The 21,345-nt window shown below is 67.0% G+C and carries 20 protein-coding genes; 6 read left to right on the top strand and 14 right to left on the bottom strand.

Annotation, left to right across the window (positions count from 1 at the left end; translation table 11 throughout):
- Window positions 1-19: 19 nt before the first annotated feature.
- Window positions 20-1,465 carry a hypothetical protein gene (locus G8760_RS22010; protein WP_166354983.1) on the top strand — a complete coding sequence of 482 codons (1,446 nt, stop codon included), beginning with the start codon at window positions 20-22 and terminating at the stop codon, window positions 1,463-1,465.
- 68 nt (window positions 1,466-1,533) lie between these two features.
- Here G8760_RS22010 and G8760_RS22015 read toward each other — a convergent pair whose 3' ends face one another.
- From G8760_RS22015 to G8760_RS22060, 10 genes are all read right to left on the bottom strand, one after another.
- Window positions 1,534-1,977 (bottom strand): type II toxin-antitoxin system VapC family toxin, encoded by a 444-nt coding sequence (locus tag G8760_RS22015; protein WP_166354984.1) that lies wholly within the window; start codon window positions 1,975-1,977, stop codon window positions 1,534-1,536.
- The gene (locus G8760_RS22020) at window positions 1,974-2,219 is read right to left on the bottom strand and encodes a type II toxin-antitoxin system Phd/YefM family antitoxin (RefSeq protein WP_207782596.1); all 246 of its coding nucleotides are present in this window, start codon (window positions 2,217-2,219) and stop codon (window positions 1,974-1,976) included. The genes G8760_RS22015 and G8760_RS22020 overlap by 4 nt, the downstream gene beginning before the upstream one ends.
- Before the next feature lie 124 nt (window positions 2,220-2,343).
- Entirely contained in the window at window positions 2,344-4,125 is a 1,782-nt protein-coding gene (leuA, locus tag G8760_RS22025; RefSeq protein ID WP_343074440.1) for a 2-isopropylmalate synthase, read from the bottom strand.
- A gap of 184 nt (window positions 4,126-4,309) precedes the next feature.
- Window positions 4,310-5,278 (bottom strand): GTPase Era, encoded by a 969-nt coding sequence (gene era / locus G8760_RS22030; protein ID WP_166354985.1) that lies wholly within the window; start codon window positions 5,276-5,278, stop codon window positions 4,310-4,312.
- 322 nt (window positions 5,279-5,600) lie between these two features.
- Window positions 5,601-7,568, bottom strand: coding sequence for a DUF7937 domain-containing protein (locus tag G8760_RS22035; protein WP_166354986.1), 1,968 nt, complete (start codon window positions 7,566-7,568; stop codon window positions 5,601-5,603).
- Between the two features lie 258 nt (window positions 7,569-7,826).
- Complete coding sequence (locus G8760_RS22040; protein WP_166354987.1) at window positions 7,827-8,186, bottom strand: cytidine deaminase; 360 nt, start codon at window positions 8,184-8,186, stop codon at window positions 7,827-7,829.
- Between the two features lie 164 nt (window positions 8,187-8,350).
- Window positions 8,351-9,646: a hemolysin family protein gene (locus tag G8760_RS22045; RefSeq protein ID WP_211198989.1), complete on the bottom strand. Its 1,296-nt coding sequence runs from the start codon at window positions 9,644-9,646 to the stop codon at window positions 8,351-8,353.
- 34 nt (window positions 9,647-9,680) lie between these two features.
- Window positions 9,681-10,145 carry an rRNA maturation RNase YbeY gene (gene ybeY, locus G8760_RS22050; RefSeq protein ID WP_166354988.1) on the bottom strand — a complete coding sequence of 155 codons (465 nt, stop codon included), beginning with the start codon at window positions 10,143-10,145 and terminating at the stop codon, window positions 9,681-9,683.
- Window positions 10,142-11,200, bottom strand: a complete 1,059-nt coding sequence (locus tag G8760_RS22055) for a PhoH family protein (protein WP_166354989.1) — start codon at window positions 11,198-11,200, stop codon at window positions 10,142-10,144. Before G8760_RS22055 ends, ybeY begins: the two co-directional genes overlap by 4 nt.
- A gap of 173 nt (window positions 11,201-11,373) precedes the next feature.
- A complete protein-coding gene (locus G8760_RS22060) occupies window positions 11,374-11,766 on the bottom strand; it encodes a histidine triad nucleotide-binding protein (RefSeq protein ID WP_166355007.1) in 393 nt (130 codons plus the stop codon).
- A 215-nt stretch (window positions 11,767-11,981) separates the two neighbouring features.
- On the opposite strand from G8760_RS22060, the gene G8760_RS22065 reads away from it, so the two are divergent.
- The 3 genes from G8760_RS22065 (at window position 11,982) to G8760_RS22075 (ending at window position 15,037) form a co-directional block, all read left to right on the top strand.
- Window positions 11,982-13,058 (top strand): LCP family protein, encoded by a 1,077-nt coding sequence (locus tag G8760_RS22065; protein ID WP_166354990.1) that lies wholly within the window; start codon window positions 11,982-11,984, stop codon window positions 13,056-13,058.
- Window positions 13,059-13,329: 271 nt separating this feature from the next.
- Window positions 13,330-13,851: a SigE family RNA polymerase sigma factor gene (locus tag G8760_RS22070; protein ID WP_207782599.1), complete on the top strand. Its 522-nt coding sequence runs from the start codon at window positions 13,330-13,332 to the stop codon at window positions 13,849-13,851.
- Window positions 13,852-13,879: 28 nt separating this feature from the next.
- On the top strand, window positions 13,880-15,037 hold the full coding sequence (locus tag G8760_RS22075) for a Gmad2 immunoglobulin-like domain-containing protein (protein ID WP_166354992.1): 1,158 nt from the start codon (window positions 13,880-13,882) through the stop codon (window positions 15,035-15,037).
- A gap of 94 nt (window positions 15,038-15,131) precedes the next feature.
- Here G8760_RS22075 and G8760_RS22080 read toward each other — a convergent pair whose 3' ends face one another.
- From G8760_RS22080 to hrcA, 3 genes are read right to left on the bottom strand one after another with little or no spacing between them, the layout of a single operon-like run.
- Window positions 15,132-15,845: a 16S rRNA (uracil(1498)-N(3))-methyltransferase gene (locus G8760_RS22080; protein WP_211198991.1), complete on the bottom strand. Its 714-nt coding sequence runs from the start codon at window positions 15,843-15,845 to the stop codon at window positions 15,132-15,134.
- 32 nt (window positions 15,846-15,877) lie between these two features.
- A complete protein-coding gene (gene dnaJ, locus G8760_RS22085) occupies window positions 15,878-17,014 on the bottom strand; it encodes a molecular chaperone DnaJ (RefSeq protein ID WP_166354993.1) in 1,137 nt (378 codons plus the stop codon).
- Between the two features lie 20 nt (window positions 17,015-17,034).
- Window positions 17,035-18,057 (bottom strand): heat-inducible transcriptional repressor HrcA, encoded by a 1,023-nt coding sequence (gene hrcA, locus G8760_RS22090; protein ID WP_166355009.1) that lies wholly within the window; start codon window positions 18,055-18,057, stop codon window positions 17,035-17,037.
- 163 nt (window positions 18,058-18,220) lie between these two features.
- On the opposite strand from hrcA, the gene G8760_RS22095 reads away from it, so the two are divergent.
- Window positions 18,221-19,054, top strand: coding sequence for a DUF3097 domain-containing protein (locus tag G8760_RS22095; RefSeq protein WP_166354994.1), 834 nt, complete (start codon window positions 18,221-18,223; stop codon window positions 19,052-19,054).
- A 105-nt stretch (window positions 19,055-19,159) separates the two neighbouring features.
- Here the strand turns inward: G8760_RS22095 and hemW are convergent, their stop codons facing one another.
- On the bottom strand, window positions 19,160-20,413 hold the full coding sequence (gene hemW / locus G8760_RS22100) for a radical SAM family heme chaperone HemW (RefSeq protein WP_166354995.1): 1,254 nt from the start codon (window positions 20,411-20,413) through the stop codon (window positions 19,160-19,162).
- Between the two features lie 99 nt (window positions 20,414-20,512).
- On the opposite strand from hemW, the gene G8760_RS22105 reads away from it, so the two are divergent.
- Window positions 20,513-20,662 carry a hypothetical protein gene (locus G8760_RS22105; RefSeq protein WP_166354996.1) on the top strand — a complete coding sequence of 50 codons (150 nt, stop codon included), beginning with the start codon at window positions 20,513-20,515 and terminating at the stop codon, window positions 20,660-20,662.
- Window positions 20,663-21,345: the final 683 nt, after the last annotated feature.

Raw genomic sequence — 21,345 nt, forward strand, 5'->3', positions numbered from 1 at the left:
CATGGTCATGGAGAGGGATATGTCCGGAGTGGTCTTTCCACGCACCGGTGACGGTGCTCGCAGCACGTCGGCGCTGGGACGGGCCGTCGCCGCCGACGCACTACGCGACGCCGATCCGGTGGGAGCCCGCGCGGCCGAGCACGAGACCAACTGGCGTCGCGGATATCTCCAGCACTTCCGACGTCTGGTAGAGGCCGGATTGACCACGCCGGCCACCGCTGAGCAGATCGCCGCGAACGGCCTCGACTCGCTGTATCGGCGGATGCGGGTAGACATCGGCGTCGACGAGATCCGCCTCGACGAGGCACTGAACCGGGACGCCGCCGCACCACTCCAGACCGCCGTCGTCTCCGGCCACGGCACACCAGAGCGCGAACTCGCCATACCGTACCGCGGCAACCGCTTACATGGATCGGAACTCGCCCGACAGCTCGATCGCTGGGTGGAGGCCGGGATACTCGAACCGAGCTGCGCCGAAGCCGTGCGAGCAGTCATGGCCAATCCCGACTGGCTCGACCTGTCGGACGTCAAGCTCGTCACGTTCGGCGCCGGAGCGGAGATGGGGCCGGTGCGGGCGTGGCTACGCTGGGGCGGCAGCGTCACCGGCATAGACCTGCCCAGGCCGGGGCTCTGGAAAGAACTAGCCGACGCCGCCCGCCGGTACGCCGGACGGCTCTACCTGCCGGTGCGGCCCGGCGAAGCCGACATGACTCAGCGGGCAGGCGCGGATCTGGTCAGCGAGCTTCCCGCCCTGCGTGGCTGGCTGGAGTCTTTGGACGGTCGCCTGGTACTGGGTAACTACGTCTACGCTGACGGTGCCACACACGTCCGAGTCGCCATGGCGGTCGACGCGCTCAGCGCCCGGCTGTGCCGAGACCGCCCGGACACCGCGCTGTCGTTCCTCGCCACCCCCACCGACGTGTTCGCCGTGCCCCCCGACGCGGTGGAGCAGTCGGTGGCCGCCTATGACCAGCGATCCAAGCTCTCCTTAGTGCGTCGCCCACTGAAGGTGCTCTCAGCCGGTCGGCTACTGCAACGCAACTACCTGCCCGGCGCGGACCCCGGGATCTGCGACAGCCTGGTCCCCCAACAAGGACCGAACTACGCGCTGGCCAAACGGCTGCAACGATGGCGGGCCACCACCGCCCGCGCAGCCGGGCAGGTAGTGAGCCTGAACGTCGCTCCACCCACTCGGACCCGGTCGGTGATGAAGAACCGCGCACTCGCGGCGGTGTATGCCGGCGCACATCGATTCGGCGTGGAAGTGTTCGAGCCGGGCACGGCCAACACCCTCATGGCCGCCCTGCTGGTCCACGATCTGCGCCGGCCCGTGCCACGACGCGAGCATCCATGGCTCGACGAGGCTGCCGGAGCCGCTCACGGCGGGCTGTGGCGCATCGCATACGCACCACGCAGCGCGCTCGGTCTGGCCGGCCTGGTCGGTATCACCGGCGCCCGCACCTGAGCGTGAACGGTAGCGCCAGCTCGAACCGCGCCGTCCGGCGAACCGCGTCGGCCACACTCACACGCTGTCTACACCTCAGACCCCAGCGCGTTCATCGTGCGGACATGGCCGGCCGCGCCATAATCCAGCAACGCGCCGTCCGCCGTCACCAATGTCGAGTCCAAGGTGCGGGCGGTGGCCACGATGATCCGGTCGGCTGGATCCCGGTGTATCTCGCCCGGCAGCCGGGTGCTGGCCACCGCGATCTCCGGCGCGAGCGGCACAACCGTCAGCGCCGGGTTCGCTACCACCAGGTCGACCCACTCCCGGATGTCTCGGGTCACCTGGAGCCGACCCTTGGCCACCAGCATGGCGATCTCCCACAACGAGATCGCGCTCACCTGGACACCGGCGCCATAGGACGCGTTCTCGATCGTTTGCCGGACGGTCCGAGGCAGCCTGGTGTCTCCGGCAAGCATCCACACCAGAACATGAGTATCCAATACGACGCCAGGGCCGTCGTCGAGTGTCATCGTGCGGCGTCCCACTCCTCGCCGACCGGGCTGATGATGTCGTCGTACGCACTGACGGTGCCGGTCAACGCGCCGAAGAGCGGAGCCGGCGGCGCCACGGGAACAAGTCGGGCGACCGGCCGGCCACGCTTGGTGATGGTGACAGGGGTGCCCGACTCGGCGACGTCGTCAAGCACCCGCAGGCACACCGCCTTGAATTGGCCAGCTGCCATCCGCGTCTCGTGAATCTTCCCATCACTCATCTGGCTATAGTCACGAACTATAGTCATATGTGCAACCGGCATCCACCGTGGCTCATGCCACGCCGCCTATGAGGTCGCCCGCGGCGACAACCTCATAGGCGGCGTCAGGACACTTCGATGCTGGTCAGCCTGCTGCCGGCGCCGACGCTGCCGCGGCCTCCCGGACACCGCCCGTCACCGCCCGGTTGACGGCGCTGACGATCGCCTTCAGCGACGCGGTAACGATGTTCGGATCGATCCCGACCCCCCAGCACACCTCGCCACCGACGGAACACTCCAGGTACGCGGCGGCTCGGGCGTCCGCACCCGAGGTGAGCGCATGTTCGGCATAGTCGAGGACTCGCACCTCGTAGCCGATGGTTCCGAGTGCGTTCACGAACGCGTCGATGGGCCCGTCGCCGGTGCCGGTCAAGGTGCGATGCTGGCCGTCGACGTAAACCCCGACCTCGAGCTCGTCGCGCTCGCCAGCGGCCGACGACGTATGCACCGAGTTCAGCGCCAACGGCGTCGTGCGGTCGAGATACTCGGCCCGGAAGACCGCACCCATCCGCTCCGGTTCGACCTCGCCCCCCTCACCATCGGTGATCGTCTGGACCACCCCGGAGAACTCGATCTGGAGCCGACGCGGCAGATCCAGCTGGTGTTCGGCCTTCATGATGTAGGCGACGCCGCCCTTGCCGGACTGGGAGTTGACCCGGATCACCGCCTCGTACGTCCGGCCGACGTCCTTCGGGTCCACCGGTAGGTACGGCACCTCCCACGGATGATCGTCCACGGCCGTCCCAGCCGCCTTGGCGGCACGCTCGAGAGCCGCCAGCCCCTTGTTGATCGCATCCTGATGACTACCGGAGAACGCCGTGTAGACGAGGTCGCCACCCCACGGATGCCGCTCGGGCACCCGCAGCTGGTTGCAATGCTCGACCGTGCGCCGGATCTCGTCGATGTCGCCGAACTCGATCTGCGGGTCGATACCCTGGGTGAACAGGTTCATCCCGAGTGTTACCAGGCAGACGTTGCCGGTACGCTCTCCGTTGCCGAACAGGCATCCTTCCACGCGTTCACCACCGGCCAGGACACCCAGTTCGGCCGCAGCCACAGCGGTACCGCGATCGTTGTGCGGGTGCAGCGAGAGGATCATCGACTCCCGGCGCGGCAGGTTGCGGTGCATCCATTCGATGGAGTCCGCGTAGACGTTGGGGGTCGCCATCTCGACCGTCGCCGGAAGGTTGACGATCATCTTCCGATCCGGTGTTGGTTCCAGGACGTCGGCTACCGCGCCACAGATCTCAGCGGCGTACTCCAGCTCGGTCCCGGTGTAGGACTCCGGCGAATACTGCCAATAGATCTCGGTGTCCGGGGTGATGGCCTCGGCGTATTTCAGCGCGGCCCGCGCGGCGCTGGTGGCGATGTCGGTGATGCCGTCGGTGTCCAGACCGAAGACGACCCGCCGCTGCAGGATCGACGTGGAGTTGTAGATGTGCACGATGGCCTGGTTGGCTCCGCGTAGCGACTCGAACGTCCGCTCGATCAGCGACTCCCGACACTGCGACAGCACCTGGATGACCACGTCATCAGGGATTTGGTCACCCTCGATGAGCTCGCGGATGAAGTCGAAGTCGGTCTGGCTGGCGGCCGGGAACCCGACCTCGATCTGCTTGTATCCCATCCGGACCAGCAGGTCGAACATCCGTTTCTTGCGCTCGGCGTTCATCGGGTCGATCAACGCCTGATTGCCGTCCCGAAGGTCGACGGCACACCAGTCCGGTGCGACCTCAAGCCGACGGGTGGGCCAGGTGCGGTCCGGCAGATCGACGGCGATCTGCTCGTGAAACGAGCGATACCGCTGTACAGGCATGGAAGAAGACCGCTGCCGGGGCGGCCAAGGCATGGTTGACGGGGTGTTCATGAGAAAAGGCTCCTGAGAGATGCGGTCGGGCACAGGCACGACCGGCAGCGCGCACTCACCGCGGCGAGGGAGCCGGTCTAGCGAACCTCACCGCGGCAGCTAAGCAGGAGGCCGAAGCGCCGCACGACAACACACTCTACGGCATTGGCATCTGACGCCGCGACCGAGTGCCGCCGCCTAGCCGTCAGAAGCCGAGCCGACCCAACTGTTTCGGATCGCGCTGCCAATCCTTGGCCACCTTGACGTGCAGGTCCAGGAACACTGGCGTGCCGAGCAAACGCTCGATCTGATGGCGGGCGTTGGTGCCGACCTCGCGCAGCCGCGCGCCCTTGCGGCCGATGACGATCGCCTTCTGGCTGTCCCGTTCGACGTAGATGTTCACATGTACGTCGAGTAATGGGCGCTCCGGTGGCCGATCTTCACGCGGGATCATCTCCTCCACGACCACAGCTATCGAGTGTGGCAATTCGTCGCGGACCCCTTCCAGCGCCGCCTCCCGCACCATTTCCGCCACGAGTTTCTCCTCGGGCTCGTCGGTGAGTTCACCATCCGGATACAGCGGGGGCCCCACCGGCATCTGGGCCAGCAAGAGGTCGGAGAGTAGACCCAACCGATCGCCGGTAGTGGCCGACACGGGCACGATGTCCGCCCACTCCAGACCGTGTTCGGATCCCAGCCCGGCGACCGCCGTCAGTTGTTCGGCCACTCGGCCGGCGCTGACGAGATCGGTCTTGGTGACGATGGCAAGCTTCGGTGTACGCGGGATCCGCGCGATCTCCGCGGCGATGAAGCGATCTCCCGGACCGATGTGCTCGTCGGCCGGGATACACAGACCGATGACATCGACTTCAGCCCAGGTGGTCCGGACGAGGTCGTTGAGCCGCTGGCCGAGGAGAGTCCGCGGACGATGCACACCGGGAGTATCGACGAGCACCAACTGGCCGTCGGAACGGTGGACGATGCCCCGGATGACGTGCCGGGTGGTCTGGGGGCGGCTCGATGTGATGGCCACCTTCTCGCCGACCAGCGCGTTGGTGAGGGTGGACTTGCCGGCATTCGGGCGGCCCACCACACAGGCGAACCCCGATCGATGGGCACCACCCTGGTCGGGGGTACCGCTCGCATCGGGGCCATCGGCATGGGCTTCGGTCACGTCTTGAACCTCCCGGCCCGCCCGCCCGCCACGGTCACCGTGGTCAGGTCGGGAAGGTTCTCTTTCGCGTCAACAGGTCTGCACGCATGGTAATGCACGGGAGCACCACGATCGTGGTGCTCCCTCGGTGATCGTTGTGGGGGGGGGGGGGGGGGGGGGGGGGCCAAACCCCCACCCCAAAAACGGGGGGGGGGGGGGCCGGGGGGGCCCGCCCCCCCCCTGTGGGGGGCCCCCCCGGGTGGTTGGGTGGGGGGGGGGGGGGGCGCCCCCCCCCCCCCCCCCCACAACGATCACGGGTGGGCGTGCGGGCCGGTCAGCCGGTCTAGCGGCGGCGCAGTGCCTCGTCCACAGCGGGGTCGCCCAACTGACCCAGCCAGTCCAGCAACTCGGGATACGTCGACGGGTTGCTGGCGATGTGCGGACGCAAGGATGGCTCCTTGGCCGCGATATCGGCGAGTGTCTGCAACGGAGTGTTGGGGTCTGCCGCGATGGCCGCCGTGTAGCCGGACGCGGTGACCACTTCCGGCTCGGCCACCGGGGCGGCCGGCTCCTCGTCGGTGACCGGCACGTCCGTCGGCTCCTCGGCGGCGGCCGGGTCAGCGCCCGCCGTCGGAATGACCAGAGTGGCATCCGGCCCACTGGCGTCTTCCGGTTCGACCGCGGGCTCTGGCTCTACGTGGTCCGAGGATGGTTGCTCGCCGGCAGCCGCCGGATCGCCGACCGGAGGGTGGGTGTCGCCCGGCTGCTCAGCGGCGGGCTCCGCCCCCGCCGGCTCAGCGGCCGGCTCGGCGACCGCCGGCTGCTGCGCACTGGCCGACACACCACTGGTTCCAGCTCCGGTAGCAGCACCTTGAGCGCCTACCTGAGCAGCCTGCTGCTGCGCCGGTGCCGCCGCCGCACCACGAGGACCACCTTGCCCGAGGGTGAACTGGCCAAGTTCCGAGCGCACCGACGGCGGTGCGGTCAACGCCAGAACAACCACCACAGCGAAGATGAACAACCCGCTGATGAACGTCGCCGCCGAGATCTCGATGACGATGTTGTCCGACGCACCCATAACAGCTGCGATGACGATGCCGGCGATCACCAACACACCGGCCACCGCCACGGCCACGGACCGGCCGCCGCGGGCATCGTTGATCAGCGCCGTGCGGCCCACCAGAGCCGCGGCCACCACGATCAGCGAGATCACGAGCACCGTGATGAGAGTGCCGCGAGCGGCTTCCCTCTGGTCGTCGAACAGCTGGAAGACGAGCAAGATCACGGCCAAGACACCGAAGACACCGGCCATCTCGAGTGTCCGCCTGGCCAACCCGATCCAACGTGCAGCGCCCGGCTTGGGCCGAAGCGCCGAGGAGACCCCGGCCGAGGCGAACACAACACCGATGGCCAGCCAGAACATCAACTGCGGACCAGCCACCTGCGAACCCAACGGCAGCCGCAGTGACCACACCTCGCCGATCGTCTCATCGGCCGCCAGCGCCCAGAAGCTGGCCATGAGCCCCACGGCACCGATAACGACGGCGACATCGCGCCACTCGGCCTCGCCGCGGTTCGCACCGAGCACCGGGATCAGTGGCACTACGACGAAGAACAGAATCGCCAGCAGGCCAACAACGATCTGGCTCCATTCCAGGAACTCGGCCATGTCGACCAGGAAGAAGATGGCCGCCAGGACCCCCATGATCACACCGAGACCGGCCATACCCAGCGCGCTCGTGCGCCACAGTTGACCGTCGCCGTCCGTTCCTTGCTCGGAAGCGCGGCCTTGGGCGGCTAGGAGGGCTCCGCCGAGCCCGATGACCAAGCCGACACCAACACCATCACCGAGGTCCATACCGCCGGCCGACGTGTCTCCCACGTAGCCCAGGACGATGGTGACGAGGACGACGATCAGATACGGGGCATTGGCCGCGAGCCGGACCAACCGAAGCTGCGCCGGCAACAGGTTGGGCGGCAACACCGACGCGGCCTTCAGGTACGGCAGCGACAACGACAGAATCGACAGCAGGGTGACAAGAATGACGTAGACCTTGCCGGTGGCCTTGTCATCGAAGTCCCACGCCATACCCAGTGGAATGAGCAGCAGAAGCAGAGCGAGAGCGTCTCGGACGTAGTCACCGACCGGAATCGCGGCGAACGGGCTGGCCTGCCGGGCAACCGGCGCTCCAGCCATGGCCGGCGCTCCGGCCGGCGGCGCACCACCCGGCGGCCCCGCCGACGCCTCACCGGGTGCCGCACCACCCGGCGCCGCAGCCCCACCAGCCGGCTGCGCCGCCGGAGTGGCCATCGGCTGACCACAGTTGGTGCAGTACGCCGTACCGGTATTCCGCGCACCACAGTTACCACAAAATTTCATCAGTCAATCTCCAGTCCCGGGTCCGGTTGTCCCGAGTTCAATGCTCACGTACATGAGAGATCCCGGCCGCACGTTAACGTACCGCAGCCTTCCTGAACAGTGCCCTCGCCGACCATTGATCAAACGCACGGCGGCAGTCTCGCTTTCGCCCAGCGCGATCTTCGACGCGGGTTTCGTCATCCGCCCAGCCTACGCGTTTCGCAGACCGGTCGGGGTGCCATCCGGCCTGGCCACATGGATCGGTGTGCCGCTTCCTCCAAGATCAGTCACCGCACCCGGGTCGATGTCGTCGGGTTGAGCGGCGGTCACCACGGCAGCGGACTCCAGGCCTCGGGCCCCGCTCGACGCCGCCACGACCACGGCGGCATCGAGAGCAGACAACGTCAACGAGGGTAGGTCGACTGAGGAAGCCGTGTACGTGCGGCCGTCGAGGTCCCGAACCGCCGCTCCCTCGTCGGTGCCGTTACGCGCGCGCACACTCCGTGCCAGCGTGATCAGCTTGGCATCCTCCGGGTTCAATGCACCGCTCTCGCCGTCCACTCCTACCACTCCTCATCTGGTGATCGCCCGAACCACTACGACGGCTCCGCTCCGCCGATCGCTCGGCTTAACGCCAACCGGGCCGGTGACCACCGTACTGCCCGCCACCCCGGTGATCATTGCCGGATTCCTGCCCGCAGTACCGGTGATCGTCGCCGGGGTTGGGTGGTCTCTCAACTGCTGCTGACCGACCCGGGCTCAGCGGTTGGCACCCGGCTCACCTTCACGGTGTTGATCCGGTTACGCCGGCCGGTGGTGTCCTCGGCCTCCAGGTACAGCTCACCCACCTGGGTTCGCGCACCCGAGATCGGGACTCGACCTAGGTGTTTGGCTAGCAACCCACCCACCGTGTCGACATCCTCGTCCGCCAACTCGAGTCCGAACAGTTGGCCAAGCTCACCAATCTGTAAGCGAGCGCTGACGCGGAACACCTCGTCACCGAGTGGTTGCACCGGCTCTTCGGTGGTGTCGTACTCGTCCGCGATCTCCCCGACGATCTCCTCGATGATGTCTTCGATGGTCACCAACCCGGCCGTGCCGCCGTATTCGTCGACGACCATCGCGACGTGTGTGCGTTGCGCCTGAAGTTCCCGTAGGAGATCGTCGACGGGTTTGGAATCGGGAACGAACAACGCCTCCCGCGCTACCTGCTCGACCCGCTCGGTCGATTCCGCCTCCCGATGGTCGTGCACCCGGCGGGCGACGTCCTTGAGGTAGACGATGCCGACGACGTCGTCCAGGCCACCCGGGCCCACCACGGGGACCCGGCTGAACCCACTGCGCAGCGCCAACGACTGGAACTGGCGTAGCGTTTTGTGGGCTTCGATGAAGACCACGTCCGTGCGTGGCACCATCACCTCCCGCACCACGGTGTCGCCGAGCTCGAAGATCGAGTGGATCATCTGCCGCTCATCGGCCTCGATGATCTTGCCCGCCTCGGCGAGGTCGACCATCTCGCGCAGCTCCGCCTCGGTGGCGAACGGCCCCTCCCGGAACCCCTTGCCGGGGGTCAACGCATTGCCGATCACGATCAGCAACCGGGGCAGCGGCCCCAGCACCCGGGTGAGCGTCAACAGCGGCCCAGCCATCATCAGCGCGACACTCTCGGCGTGCTGACGTCCCAGCGTGCGCGGCGCCACTCCAATCGCCACGAACGACACCACCATCATGGCGCCAGCGGCGACCAGCACACCTTGCCAGCGGGTCTCGAAGTAGCTCAGGCAGACGAGCGTTACCAGCGCGACCGCCGTGATCTCAGCGGTGATTCGCAGCATCAGCGCGGTATTGAGGGCGGGCGCCGGATCCGCGATGAGCCGTTTCAACGACGTCGCTCCGCGCCGGCCGGCCTTCGCCAAGGACTCGGCCCGAACTCTAGAAAAGGCGGTAGAGGCGGCATCGGCCATCGCGAACAACCCGGCCACTATGACCAACACCACGGCTGTGACGAGCAACCAAGCGGACCCGTTCACCGTTCGTCGCGCCTCCGGCGGCCGGGTGGTGGGATCACGTCCGGTCCTTCACTCTCGCCCGCCACTGCTGAAGGAGATCATTCTGCAGACCGAACATCTCTTTCTCTTCGTCGGGTTCGGCGTGGTCGTATCCGAGGAGGTGCAGAATACCGTGTGTGGTGAGCAGATGCAGCTCATCGGTAGTGCTGTGTCCGGCGCCTCGCGCCTGTGCCGCCGCGACGTCTGGGCACAAGACGATATCTCCCAGCAGCCCCGGCTCCGACTCACCACCCTCGGCGGGTGGCCGTAGCTCGTCCATGGGAAAGGACAACACGTCGGTGGGCCCGGGTTCGTCCATCCACTGCAGATGGAGCTGTTCCATCGCGTCGGGGTCGACGAGCATGATGGCCAACTCGGCGGCTGGATGGATGCGCAGCCGATCCAGCATGAATCGGGCGAGGTCGGACAGTTCCTTGATATCGATCGTGGTGTTGGTCTCGTTATTGACCTCGATGGTCACTTGCGTCTCCCCGACGACCGGGGCCGCTCGCGCCCTCGCGGCGTCTGATGCTGCGGACCGGTGCGAGTATCGTACTGCCCGGTGTCGAACTTCGCGTAGGCATCGACGATCTGGCTGACCAAGCGATGCCGGACGACGTCATGGCTGTTCAAGCGGCAGAAGTGGACGTCGTCGAGATCACTGAGGATGCCCTCGACCACCCGCAGCCCGCTGGCCGTGCCGCTGGGCAAGTCGATCTGGGTGACGTCGCCGGTGACCACAACTTTGGAGCCGAATCCCAGCCGGGTGAGGAACATTTTCATCTGTTCCGGCGAGGTGTTCTGCGCCTCGTCGAGAATCACGAAGGCGTCGTTGAGGGTGCGTCCACGCATATAGGCGAGCGGAGCGACCTCAATGGTTCCCTCCGTCATCAGCCGCGGGATGGACGCCGGGTCCATCATGTCGTGTAAGGCGTCGTACAACGGACGAAGGTACGGATCGATCTTTTCGCTGAGCGTACCCGGCAGGAACCCAAGTCGCTCGCCCGCCTCAACGGCCGGGCGGGTCAACAGAATCCGAGTGACCTGCTTAGCCTGCAACGCCTGAACAGCCTTTGCCACCGCCAGGTAGGTCTTGCCTGTTCCGGCAGGCCCGATACCGAACACGATGGTGTGTTTGTCGATGGCGTCGACGTACCGCTTCTGGTTCAGGGTCTTGGCCCGGATAGTCCGGCCACGGTTGGACAGAATGTTGGCGGTGAGTACCTCCGCCGGCCGTTCGGCGGTGCGCGCCTGCAACATGGCAACGGTGCGCTCGACAGCCTCAGGAGACAGACCCTGGCCAGTGCGTAACACGGCGACCATCTCGTCGATAGTGCGCTCGACCTCGGAAATGTCATCCGATCCACCGGTCAGCGTGATCTCGTTGCCACGCACGTGGACGTCGACATCGGGGTACGAGGCTTCAACAACCCGGACTAATTCGTCCCCAGATCCGAGCAAACTCACCATGGGAATGCTCGACGGGACGACGATCGTGTGTTGGGCCCGCTGCGGAGCCCTCTCTACCTCGGTCATGGGTCGGCCCGCACTGGGGCCCGCTCACACTACCCTCCGGTCTCGCATGGGACCCGACACCGAATGCTCAGACCCCATTCATTGATGGTGAGCCCATCGTACCCGCGCAGACCGACAATGCAGAGCGAGTTTAGTGGTTGTGCACATCAAACCGCCGACCACGGAAGATCCACCTACCCCGGTGGCCACACCAGCCGCCGACCACCGAGGACGTGGGCGTGGGTGTGGAAGACCGATTGCCCGGCCTCTTCGCCCGTGTTCATAACGATCCGGAACGCCTCCAGACCCGTATCACCGGCTACGGCGGCCGCTTCACTGACGATCTCCGCCATGATGGCCGGGTCGTCGGCGAGGACCGCCGGTACGTCACGGTAGTGCGTCTTGGGTACCACCAGGACGTGGGTGGGCGACACCGGCGCGATATCCCGGAACGACAACGTCCGTTCGGACTGACGGACCACCGTCGCCGGGATGTCACCCGCCACGATCTTGCAGAATAGGCACGCGTCGTCGTTACTCACACCTGCATGGTAAAGGCGCGGGACGGGCCCACATGCACCGCACATTCGGCCGGGCGCCCGCACACTACGGATACCCCGCGCCTGACCAACGACGCCACCACATTTGACGTTGTCGCTCAACGTCCAGCCATACCGAGTGATCGTCGCCGGATTTCTGCCCTCAACCCCCCGCTCGAGGCGGCTTGAACAGGCCACTCAAGGCCGGCCCATGCCGCCTGAATTATCACAGAATCCGCAGAAGAGGCGTACTCTCAGCTTTCATGACCACACTGGCCGACGACCTGATGCCGCCGGGCGACGGCACCAGCGACGGCGACGGGGAGCACACCCGCGCCAGGCGCCGCAAACGGCGCAATCGGATCATCCTGTTCACCGCGCTAGGCGTGCTGCTCGGCCTGGTCGTGGTCGTCGCCGGCGGCGGATGGTGGTTGCTCAACCGGTACCTCGGGGGATCCAACATCGAACGCATCCCCGGCGCTTTCGACATTCCAGAGGACTCTCGGCCAGCCGATGGCCCCGAGGGCAGCTTGACGTTCCTCCTCGGCGGCCTGGACGGGCCCGACGTCGTCGACGTGTATCAGCCCGGCGCGGCCCGCACCGACACCATCATGCTGGCGCACTTCCCGGACGGCCGGGAGCGTGGCTACGTCGTGTCGATCCCGCGAGACACCTACATCGATATCCCCGGACACGGTGACAACAAGATCAACGCCGCCTACTCATTCGGTGGTCCACCCCTGTTCGTGCAGACCATCGAGCAGCTCACCGGCATACGTATGGACCACCTCGCGCTGATCGACTGGGAGGGTTTCCGCGGACTGACCGACTCCGTCGGCGGAGTCCCGATGCACTTCAGCGAGCCGACCGTGTTGAACGACGGATCCGAGCTCCCACCCGGCCACCACGTACTCGACGGCGAGCAAGCACTGAAGTACGTCAGCGTCCGCAAGCAGCTACCAGAGGGCGACTTCGACCGAGTCCGGAGACAGCAGAACTACCTGCGCTCCCTCATGGACGAGCTGATGTCGTCCGGCACTTTCACCAATTTCGGCAAGATGACGAGCGTCGCCGACGCCGTCGGCGACACCGTCCGGGTCGACGAGTCGTTGTCCGCGATGGACCTGGCTGGCCTCGGATGGTCGATGCGTCACCTGCGCACCGGTGACATGACCTTCCTCACCGTACCCACCAGCGGCACCGGATGGGCCGGCCAGCAGAGCATCGTCATCTACGACGCCGAGCGAGCCGACCAGCTGTGGAACGCTCTGGTCAACAACGACATGGATGCGTTCGTCGACGCGAACCCCGACCTCGTCACCGGTCGACAGGTCCGCTGAGGCGGCCAGCTCCTGGGTCGACGTGTCTGGTGGCGGCGCCAGTCACGTGTTGTCGCCGGCCCTAGCAGGCGCCGCACATCCCTGGACGTACGCGGGCGCCCCAAGGGTGAGCGTCCAGACCTGCCTTCAGGATCGCCGGAGTGAGGTCCCGCACCCGAGCACACGCCGCCCGTATCATCGGCCCCACAGTCGACGGCCTGGCCGGTCCCACGATTTCCCGCCGCTGAAATGTCAACGGATCGAGGCACCTTCGCGTCAGTAGGAGTATGTGGTGGAAGAAAGGGAGCGTGAAGCCGAGGTGTCCGATGCCGACGCGGCCATCACCGATCTCTACGCGGCCCACTATGCCGGTCTGGTTCGGTTGGCCACGTTGCTGCTGCGCAACGAATCCATGGCTGAGGAGATCGTGCAAGACGCGTTCGTGTCGCTGCACCGGCGCTGGCACAAGCTACGCGATCCCCAGAAGGCTCTCGGATATCTACGCACCTCCGTCGTCCACGGAACACGTTCGGCGCAGCGTCGCCACAAAGTCGCCGAGCGGAACCGGCCGGACCCACAGCCTGACTCGCCTAGTGCGGAGCAGGCAGTACTGGCCGGAGCCGCGGGCGAGGCTGTCGTGGAAGCCCTCCGGGCACTCCCCCGGCGGCAACGCGAAACGCTTGTCCTGCGCTACTACGGCGGACTGTCGGAGTCGGAGATCGCCACGGCAATGAAGATCAGCAATGGGGCGGTCAAGAGCCACGCGTCCCGCGGTATCGCCGCGTTGCGCCCACTACTGGAGTCGTGGACATGACCACCCAACGGGAGGAGGTGACGGGACGATGAGCGAGCAGTGGAGTCCCGAGGAACAACACCTACGCGATGCGCTGCGTTCGGCGGCTGACAAGATCACGCCGGGTCCGGACGGCCTGGCCCGGATCCGCCGACGTACCGCCCAGCCACCGTGGTGGCGTCGCCCCGCGGTTATCGCCGTGGCGGCAGGTACGGCCACCGCCGCGGCAGCCGTCGTCGTCGTAGTCAACCTGACCGGCCAGGGTGAAGGCGAGCTCTCCGTCCAGCCCGTCGACACACCCACCGTGACCGAGCCCCCGCTGACCGACGAGCCGACCGCCGGTCTTGACGAACCCACGCCCGATCCCACTCAGGAGGACACACCGCCGCCGGACGACCCTGACCCCGAGGACACCGCAGCCACGGCCACCGACCCCGGCGACGAGCAACCCGACACCACCGAGCCACCCACCAGCGAAGGCGACGCCGAGCAGGTGTTGACCCTCCCGGTGTACTACACCGTGGACAACCGCCTCACGCGCGAGTGGCAGCAGGTACGCACCGCTGACCCCCTCGGCGCCGCCGTCCACCAAGCCCTCAACGGCGAGGCGCTCGATCCCCGGTACGGAAGCCTCTGGGAACCGGTCGACGTCGTGTCCGCGCAGGTAACCGACGGCGTCATCGAGATCGGACTACGCTCACCGGTGCGGTTGGCCGGTGACCCCGAGTACGCAGACGTGGCCGTCCAGCAGCTTGTGTACACGGCGACCGCGACCGCCGCGTCGGTCCTAGGCGTCGAAGGCACCCCTCCGGTGCGCGTTCTGGTCGACGGCGAACCCACCGACGATCTGTTCGGCCAGGTGGACGTGTCCGACCCAGTGGGCCGGGCCGACCAGGCGGACGTGCGCTACTTCGTCCAGGTCGACAGCCCCGGATACGGCGCCCAGACGGGCAGCCCGGTGCGGGTGACCGGGGTGGCCGCCGTCTTCGAGGCAACAGTGCTGTGGGAGTTGACGAAGGACGGCGAGGTTCTCGATTCAGGCTTCGAGACCACCGGTGAGGCGTTCACCTTCTCCGAGTTCAGCATCGACCTCGGTGAGCTGGAGCCAGGTACCTACGAGATCACCGTGAAGGAGGAGGACGTCTCCGACGGCGAGGGCCGCGCACCGTTCTACGACACCAAACGGTTCGACGTCGTCGCCCCCTGACCTGTCACCCCTCCCCGCTCCCACCCCCACTCCCCCCACCCCTCCCATGATCATTGGCTTTTGACTACCAAAATCGGTAGTCAAAAGCCAATGATCATGGGAGGGGTGGGGTCCAGCGGCGGGTTCTGGACAGGAGGATCCCGGCGGCGACGGTGCCCGCGGTGGAGGTCCGCAGCACCGTGGGCCCCAGCCGCGCCGCCACCGCACCCGCGGCCGCGAACGTGTCCAATTCGTCCGGCGCCACACCACCTTCGGGCCCGATCACGACGACGACGTCGCCAGTGTCAGGCAGGTCGATGGCGCCGAGCCCGACACTCGCCTCCTCGTGCAAGACCACCGCCAGCGCGGCCTCCCGTAGCCGATCGGCTACCTGGCGAGTCGACGCCAGCTCGCCCACCTGCGGCAACCAAGCTCGCCGCGACTGCTTGGCCGCCTCCCGCGCCGTCGACCGCCACCGGCCCAGCGCCTTCGTCGCCCGCTCGGCCTTCCAACGCACCACACACCGCGCCGCCGACCACGGGACGATCTCGTCGACACCTACCTCGGTCATCGTCTCGACGGCGATCTCGCCACGTTCACCTTTGGGTACCGCCTGCACTGCCACCAGCCGCGGCTGCGGCGCAGGCACGTCGAACCGATCCTGGATCTCACACGTCAAGCCCCGCCGATCAGCCGCGATCACGATGCACCTGGCCACGTGGCCAGCACCATCGGTGAGATCGACTCTCTCGCCAACACCGACCCGGCGCACGACGGCGGCGTGATGGCCCTCGGCACCATCCAGGGAAACCTGATCGCCGCCGCGCAACGCGGTCGGCTCGGCCAGGAAAACCGGGACGCTCAGCTGAGACCGTCCTTGAAGGCGTCCCGGATCCGGCTGAACAGATTGCCTTGCCCGGCTACCTTGCCCGGGCCGGCCACTGATTCCTCGCCCCGCAGCTTGGCCAGTTCCCGCAGCAGTTCCTCCTGGCGAGCATCCAGTTTGGTGGGGGTCTGGACGTCGACGTGGACGAACAGGTCCCCGCGGCCGGTACCGCGCAGCTTGGGCACTCCACGTGCACCCAACCGGATCCGCTCGCCGTGTTGGACGCCGGGGCTGACCTCGATGACCTCGGGACCGTCGAGTGTTTCCAGCTCGACCGCGGTGCCCAACGCCGCCGCAGTCATCGGCAGCTGAAGGGTGCAATGGAGATCGTCGCCCTCGCGGGTGAACACGGGGTGCGGCACGATGGCGATCTCGACGTACAGGTCGCCGGCCGGGCCACCACCCGGTCCGACCTCGCCATGTCCGGCTAGCTGGATGCGCGTGCCGTTGTCGACCCCCGCCGGGATTTTGATGGTGAGCGAACGCCGGGTACGCACCCGGCCGTCGCCGCCACACTCGACACACGGGTTGGGGTTGGTGGTGCCGAAGCCGTGGCATTGTGGGCACGGCCGGGCCGTCATGACCTGGCCCATGAACGACCGCTGAACCTGCTTGAGCTCACCTTGCCCGCCGCAGGTGGCACACGTCACGAGTTGACCACCCGACGCGGTTCCGGCACCGCTGCACACGGTGCAGACCACCGCCGTGTCGACCTGCAGCTCCTTGGTGGCGCCGAAGACGGCCTCATGCAGCTCGACCTTGAGCCGGACCAGCGCGTCCTGGCCACGGCGCACCCGGCTGCGCGGCCCGCGCGATGCCGTCCCACCGAAGAAGGCGTCCATGATGTCGGTGAAGGAGAACCCCTGGCCGAACCCGCCACCGGCACCACCACCCGCCGACAGCGGGTCGCCCCCGAGGTCGTACATCTCGCGCTTCTTCGGATCCGCCAGCACTTCGTAGGCGCTGGTGACCTGTTTGAACCGTTCCTGAACCTCGGGGTCGGGATTGACATCGGGGTGCAACTGGCGGGCGAGCTTGCGGTACGCCTTCTTGATCTCGTCCGTCGAGGCGTCCCTGGGCACACCCAGCACCTCGTAGTAGTCGGTGGTCACCGGCATTGTCCCCTAGATCCCTAATTCGAGTCGAGTATCTGACTGACGTAACGTGCAACAGCGCCGACCGCCGCGATCGTCCCGGGATAGTCCATCCGGGTCGGCCCAACCACCGCCATGCTGCCCAGCGCGTGATCCCGAGGCCCATAACCGGTGGTGACGATCGAGGTGGACAACAGCCCGGAGGTGGCGTTCTCATGCCCAATGCGGACTGTGACCGGTGTCTGCGTCGTGCTGGTGGCCTGGCCCAACAACTTCAGCAGTACCACCTGCTCCTCCAAGGCGGACAGCAGCGGTTCAAGCTCGGAGTCGAACTCTGGGCCGTGGCGCGCGAGGTTGGCGGTGCCAGCGACAGCAACTCGTTCGTCGCCTCGCTCCACCAACGACTCCAACAGGGTGACCGCCACCCCGGAGACCACCGGCCGGTCCTCGGGCGCGAACTGTTCCGGAAGGCTGCCCAGCTTCGATGCGACGGAGGCGAAATCGAGACCGGCGGCCAACGCGTTCAGCCGGGCGCGCAGGTCTCCCAGCAGGGAAGCATCCACTTCCACGGGTAGCTCCACCACACGCTGTTCGACTCGGCCAGTGTCGGTGATGAGCACCACCAGGATCCGCGAGCTGCTGAGCAGCACCAGTTCCACATGGCGGACCGTCGACCGAGTGAGCGACGGGTACTGCACCACGGCGGCCTGCCGGGTGAGCTGCGCAAGCAGGCGGACCGTTCGCCGGATCACGTCATCGAGGTCGACGGCACCGTCCAGGAATGACCGGATAGCCCGCCGCTCCGCCGACGACAACGGCTTCACCGTCGACAACCGGTCGACGAACAGCCGGTAACCCTTGTCGGTGGGCACCCGTCCAGCGCTGGTGTGTGGCTGGGTGATGTATCCCTCTTCCTCGAGAGCGGACATGTCGTTACGGATCGTGGCCGACGACACCCCCAGCTGGTGGCGATCCACCAACGCCTTCGAGCCGATCGGTTCCTGCGTAGCGACATAATCCTCGACAATCGCCCGGAGGACCTCCAGCTTGCGGTCATCGATTGGCACGCCGTGCACCTCCCCGGATCGAACCACGGCTGTCTAGGCACTCACATCTAGCACTCAGGTCGGACAAGTGCCAATTCTACCGTTGCCGCGCCCGGAACAGTCCAGCGTGCCAAGTCTCCGGCTCTGTCGCCGGCGCCACCTGTAGTAGCGTCCTCGTGTGCCGAACTTCCCCGACCGCTACGGGCGGGACGTGCTGGCCGCGTCCCCACATCCGAAGCGTCCCCGAAGCGTGGAGGTCGCCGCCGATCCGGGCCTCGTCGTCGAGGATGTCCAGACCGGATTCTGCGGCGCCGTCGTCGATTGCGACAAACACGGCGTCACCCTTGAGGACCGGCACGGCAAACGCCGGGCATTCCCCCTAGGGCCGGGATTCTGGATCGACGGCAAACCGGTCGCGCTGGTCCGGCCCGCGGTCGCGGGCCCAGGCAAGCCGACCCGTACCGCATCCGGGTCCACCGTCGTCGACAACCACCGCGCCCGCACCGCCCGCGCCAGCCGCATTTACGTCGAGGGCAAACACGATGCCGAACTGGTGGAGAAGATCTGGGGCGACGATCTGCGGGTCGAAGGTGTTGTCGTCGAGGAACTCGGCGGCGCCGACGACCTGCCCGACATCGTGCGTGCGTTCGCACCGTCGCCCGGGCGGAGACTCGGCGTACTACTCGACCACCTCGTGACCGGCACCAAGGAAACCCGCATCGCCAGGGACGCCACCGCCGCTGGTGGTGGGCACGTTCTCGTGGTGGGCCACCCCTACGTCGACGTATGGGAGGCGGTGCGTCCCTCCGTCGTGGGGATCGACGAGTGGCCGACCGTGCCGAAGGGTGTGCCGTGGAAAGAAGGGGTGCTAGAAGCTATCGGCTGGACCGAGGAACCACCTGCCGCATGGCGGCGGATTCTGGCCGCGGTGCGCACCTACACCGACTTGGAGCCGTCGTTCCTGGGTCGAGTCGAGGAACTGATCGACTTCGTCACCACCCCGTCCCAGTGATCATCAGCCGATTTCCGCCCTCCCCCGCGGTGATCGTCGTCGCGATCGGGTCGCCCTGACGACCGGATCAGGGCTTCGATCACTGGGGTAGAAGGCGGAGATCCGCTAACGATCACTGGGGAGTATGTCGCGAACAACCGCGTCAGCAAGCAACCGTCCCCGCCGCGTGAGAACCACGCGGCCCCCGGTCAGCGCGGCAGCATCGACCAGACCGTCGCCCACCGCCTGCCCGGCGCGCCGCCGTCCGTCGGCATCCAAAACCGCCACGTCCAACCCGTCGGCCAGCCGCACCTCCAGGAGCACCCGCTCCACCCGTCGCGTCGAACTGTCCAACACCTCGCGGGCGTGCGCCGGGCTACCACCAGCCGCCAGCCTGGCCGCCCAAGCTGCCGGGTGCTTCACATTCCACCATCGGGTGCCGCCGACGTGGCTGTGTGCGCCCGGCCCCACCCCCCACCAGTTGGCTCCGGTCCAATAGAGCTGGTTATGGGCACACCGGCTGGCGGGAGAAGCAGCCCAGTTGGACACCTCGTACCAGCGGTACCCCGCCGCGCTTAGGGCCTCGTCGACAGCGACGTATTTGTCGGCGAGATCGTCGTCGTCCGGCATTGGGAGCTCACCCCGCCGCACCCGTGCCGCCAGCCGCGTCCCCTCCTCAACGATCAACGCGTAGGCGCTCACATGATCCGGTCCGGCCGCTACTGCCGCGTCGAGACTGGCCCGCCAATCGTCGAGACTTTCGCCCGGGGTGCCGTAGATCAGATCGAGACTGACGTGCTCGAAGCCGGCCTCCTTGGCCTCGGCTACCGCCTGCTCTGAACGTCCAGGTGTATGCACCCGATCCAGCACCGCCAAAACGTGGGGGCGGGCGCTCTGCATCCCCAGTGACACTCGAGTGAAACCGGCCGCACGCAACTGGGACAACGTACGCGGGTCGACGGTGTCGGGGTTGGCCTCCGTCGTCACCTCGGCACCCGGCTTAAGGCCGAACTCGTCGTCGATCACCCGCAATACTCGGCCCAGGTCGGCCGGCGGGAGCAGGGTCGGCGTGCCGCCACCGACGAACACCGAGGCCACGGGAAGATCAACCGGACCGAGTACCGACCGGGCCAGCCGGATCTCGGCGATGGCGCCGGCGGCCCACGACGCGCGCGACGCGCCTGGGGCGTCGCCTAACTCGTCGGCGGTATAGGTGTTGAAATCACAGTAGCCACACCGCGTCGTGCAGAACGGCACGTGCAAATAGAAGCCGAACGGCCGCGGACCGCCATCGCGATCGAGTTCGAGTTCGGCCAGCGCGGACTCCGGAAGTGAACCGTCGGGCGGGGCTGGCTCGCCATCCGGCAGTATCGAGGGCATGCTCCCATTCTCCCCGGGGAACCGAGCCAGCCGCCGGGGCGTCCGAGAGACATGCGAACTCGGCCTACGCAGGCTCAACTTCGCCGGGCGGCTGGGACGGTGGCTGTCCTGGTCGCGCTCGTCGTTGCCGGCGCATTTGCCGTGGCCGCGGCCAACGGCGATGACGAACCTCCAGCGCCCTGTGCCTGTCAGCCGCCGGACATCAGCGACGTCGACGGCGTCAAGGAGCCCGGCAGCGCCAGCCGCTGACCTGCCGGCCCTCACCCGTGATCGAGTTGTCGGCTAGGCCCGGCGGCCCACAGCCAGCCGCCGAACTGCCGGCCCTCACCCGTGATCGAGTTGTCGGCTAGGCCCGGCGGCCCACAGCTCGAAAGGATCAGACGACACAACCGCACGGAGTCGGTCGCTACATGCACCTGATCGTTTTTCAGCCAACATGTGAGACGCCATGAGATGCGCGACACCGCGCCGACACGCGTCGTTAGCACACCTGATCGCCCCAGGGAAAACGATCAGGCGACGTTTGGGACGACCTGGGGTACGCATCGTGTGCAGCGCTAGCCTATTTCGACCCATCAGAGGTTGGCTGCCGGGCACATCACCTGTTCGGATGCATGAACCGGGGCTTGGCCGTGGGGTGGTGCATCTGATCCACGGGGTATTCGTGTCGACACGGTGGTAGCAGGTGGACGCCGCACCTGTTGCCCGTTGCCCGTGCCCGGGCGTCCGGTGTTCGGTGTTCGGGTACGGCGTGCGGGTTTCCCGGGCGTGGCATCGCCAGCGACCTGCCCACACGCCCGATACGTCCCGTGTGTGGGGCCGCTCGGTGTGCCATGGCTTGCGTCGCCACGTGCGAGCGTGCGCTTGCTGGCTCAGAGTTGCGGATAGACGGCGTCTGAGGTGCCCTATCCGCAACTCTGAGCCAGCAAGGG

It is taken from the genome of Phytoactinopolyspora limicola, assembly GCF_011320225.1.
Classification (GTDB): Bacteria; Actinomycetota; Actinomycetes; order Jiangellales; family Jiangellaceae; genus Phytoactinopolyspora; species Phytoactinopolyspora limicola.

Excerpts from the sequence above, each read along its gene's own strand:
- G8760_RS22020 (WP_207782596.1), bottom strand. The coding sequence starts at position 2,219 with ATGAGTGATGGGAAGATTCACGAGACGCGGATGGCAGCTGGCCAATTC.
- G8760_RS22060 (WP_166355007.1), bottom strand. The coding sequence starts at position 11,766 with ATGTGCGGTGCATGTGGGCCCGTCCCGCGCCTTTACCATGCAGGTGTG.
- G8760_RS22075 (WP_166354992.1), top strand. The coding sequence starts at position 13,880 with ATGAGCGAGCAGTGGAGTCCCGAGGAACAACACCTACGCGATGCGCTG.
- G8760_RS22015 (WP_166354984.1), bottom strand. The coding sequence starts at position 1,977 with ATGACACTCGACGACGGCCCTGGCGTCGTATTGGATACTCATGTTCTG.
- leuA (WP_343074440.1), bottom strand. The coding sequence starts at position 4,125 with ATGAACACCCCGTCAACCATGCCTTGGCCGCCCCGGCAGCGGTCTTCT.
- hemW (WP_166354995.1), bottom strand. The coding sequence starts at position 20,413 with ATGCCCTCGATACTGCCGGATGGCGAGCCAGCCCCGCCCGACGGTTCA.
- G8760_RS22065 (WP_166354990.1), top strand. The coding sequence starts at position 11,982 with ATGACCACACTGGCCGACGACCTGATGCCGCCGGGCGACGGCACCAGC.
- G8760_RS22010 (WP_166354983.1), top strand. The coding sequence starts at position 20 with ATGTCCGGAGTGGTCTTTCCACGCACCGGTGACGGTGCTCGCAGCACG.
- G8760_RS22055 (WP_166354989.1), bottom strand. The coding sequence starts at position 11,200 with ATGACCGAGGTAGAGAGGGCTCCGCAGCGGGCCCAACACACGATCGTC.
- G8760_RS22035 (WP_166354986.1), bottom strand. The coding sequence starts at position 7,568 with ATGGCCACTCCGGCGGCGCAGCCGGCTGGTGGGGCTGCGGCGCCGGGT.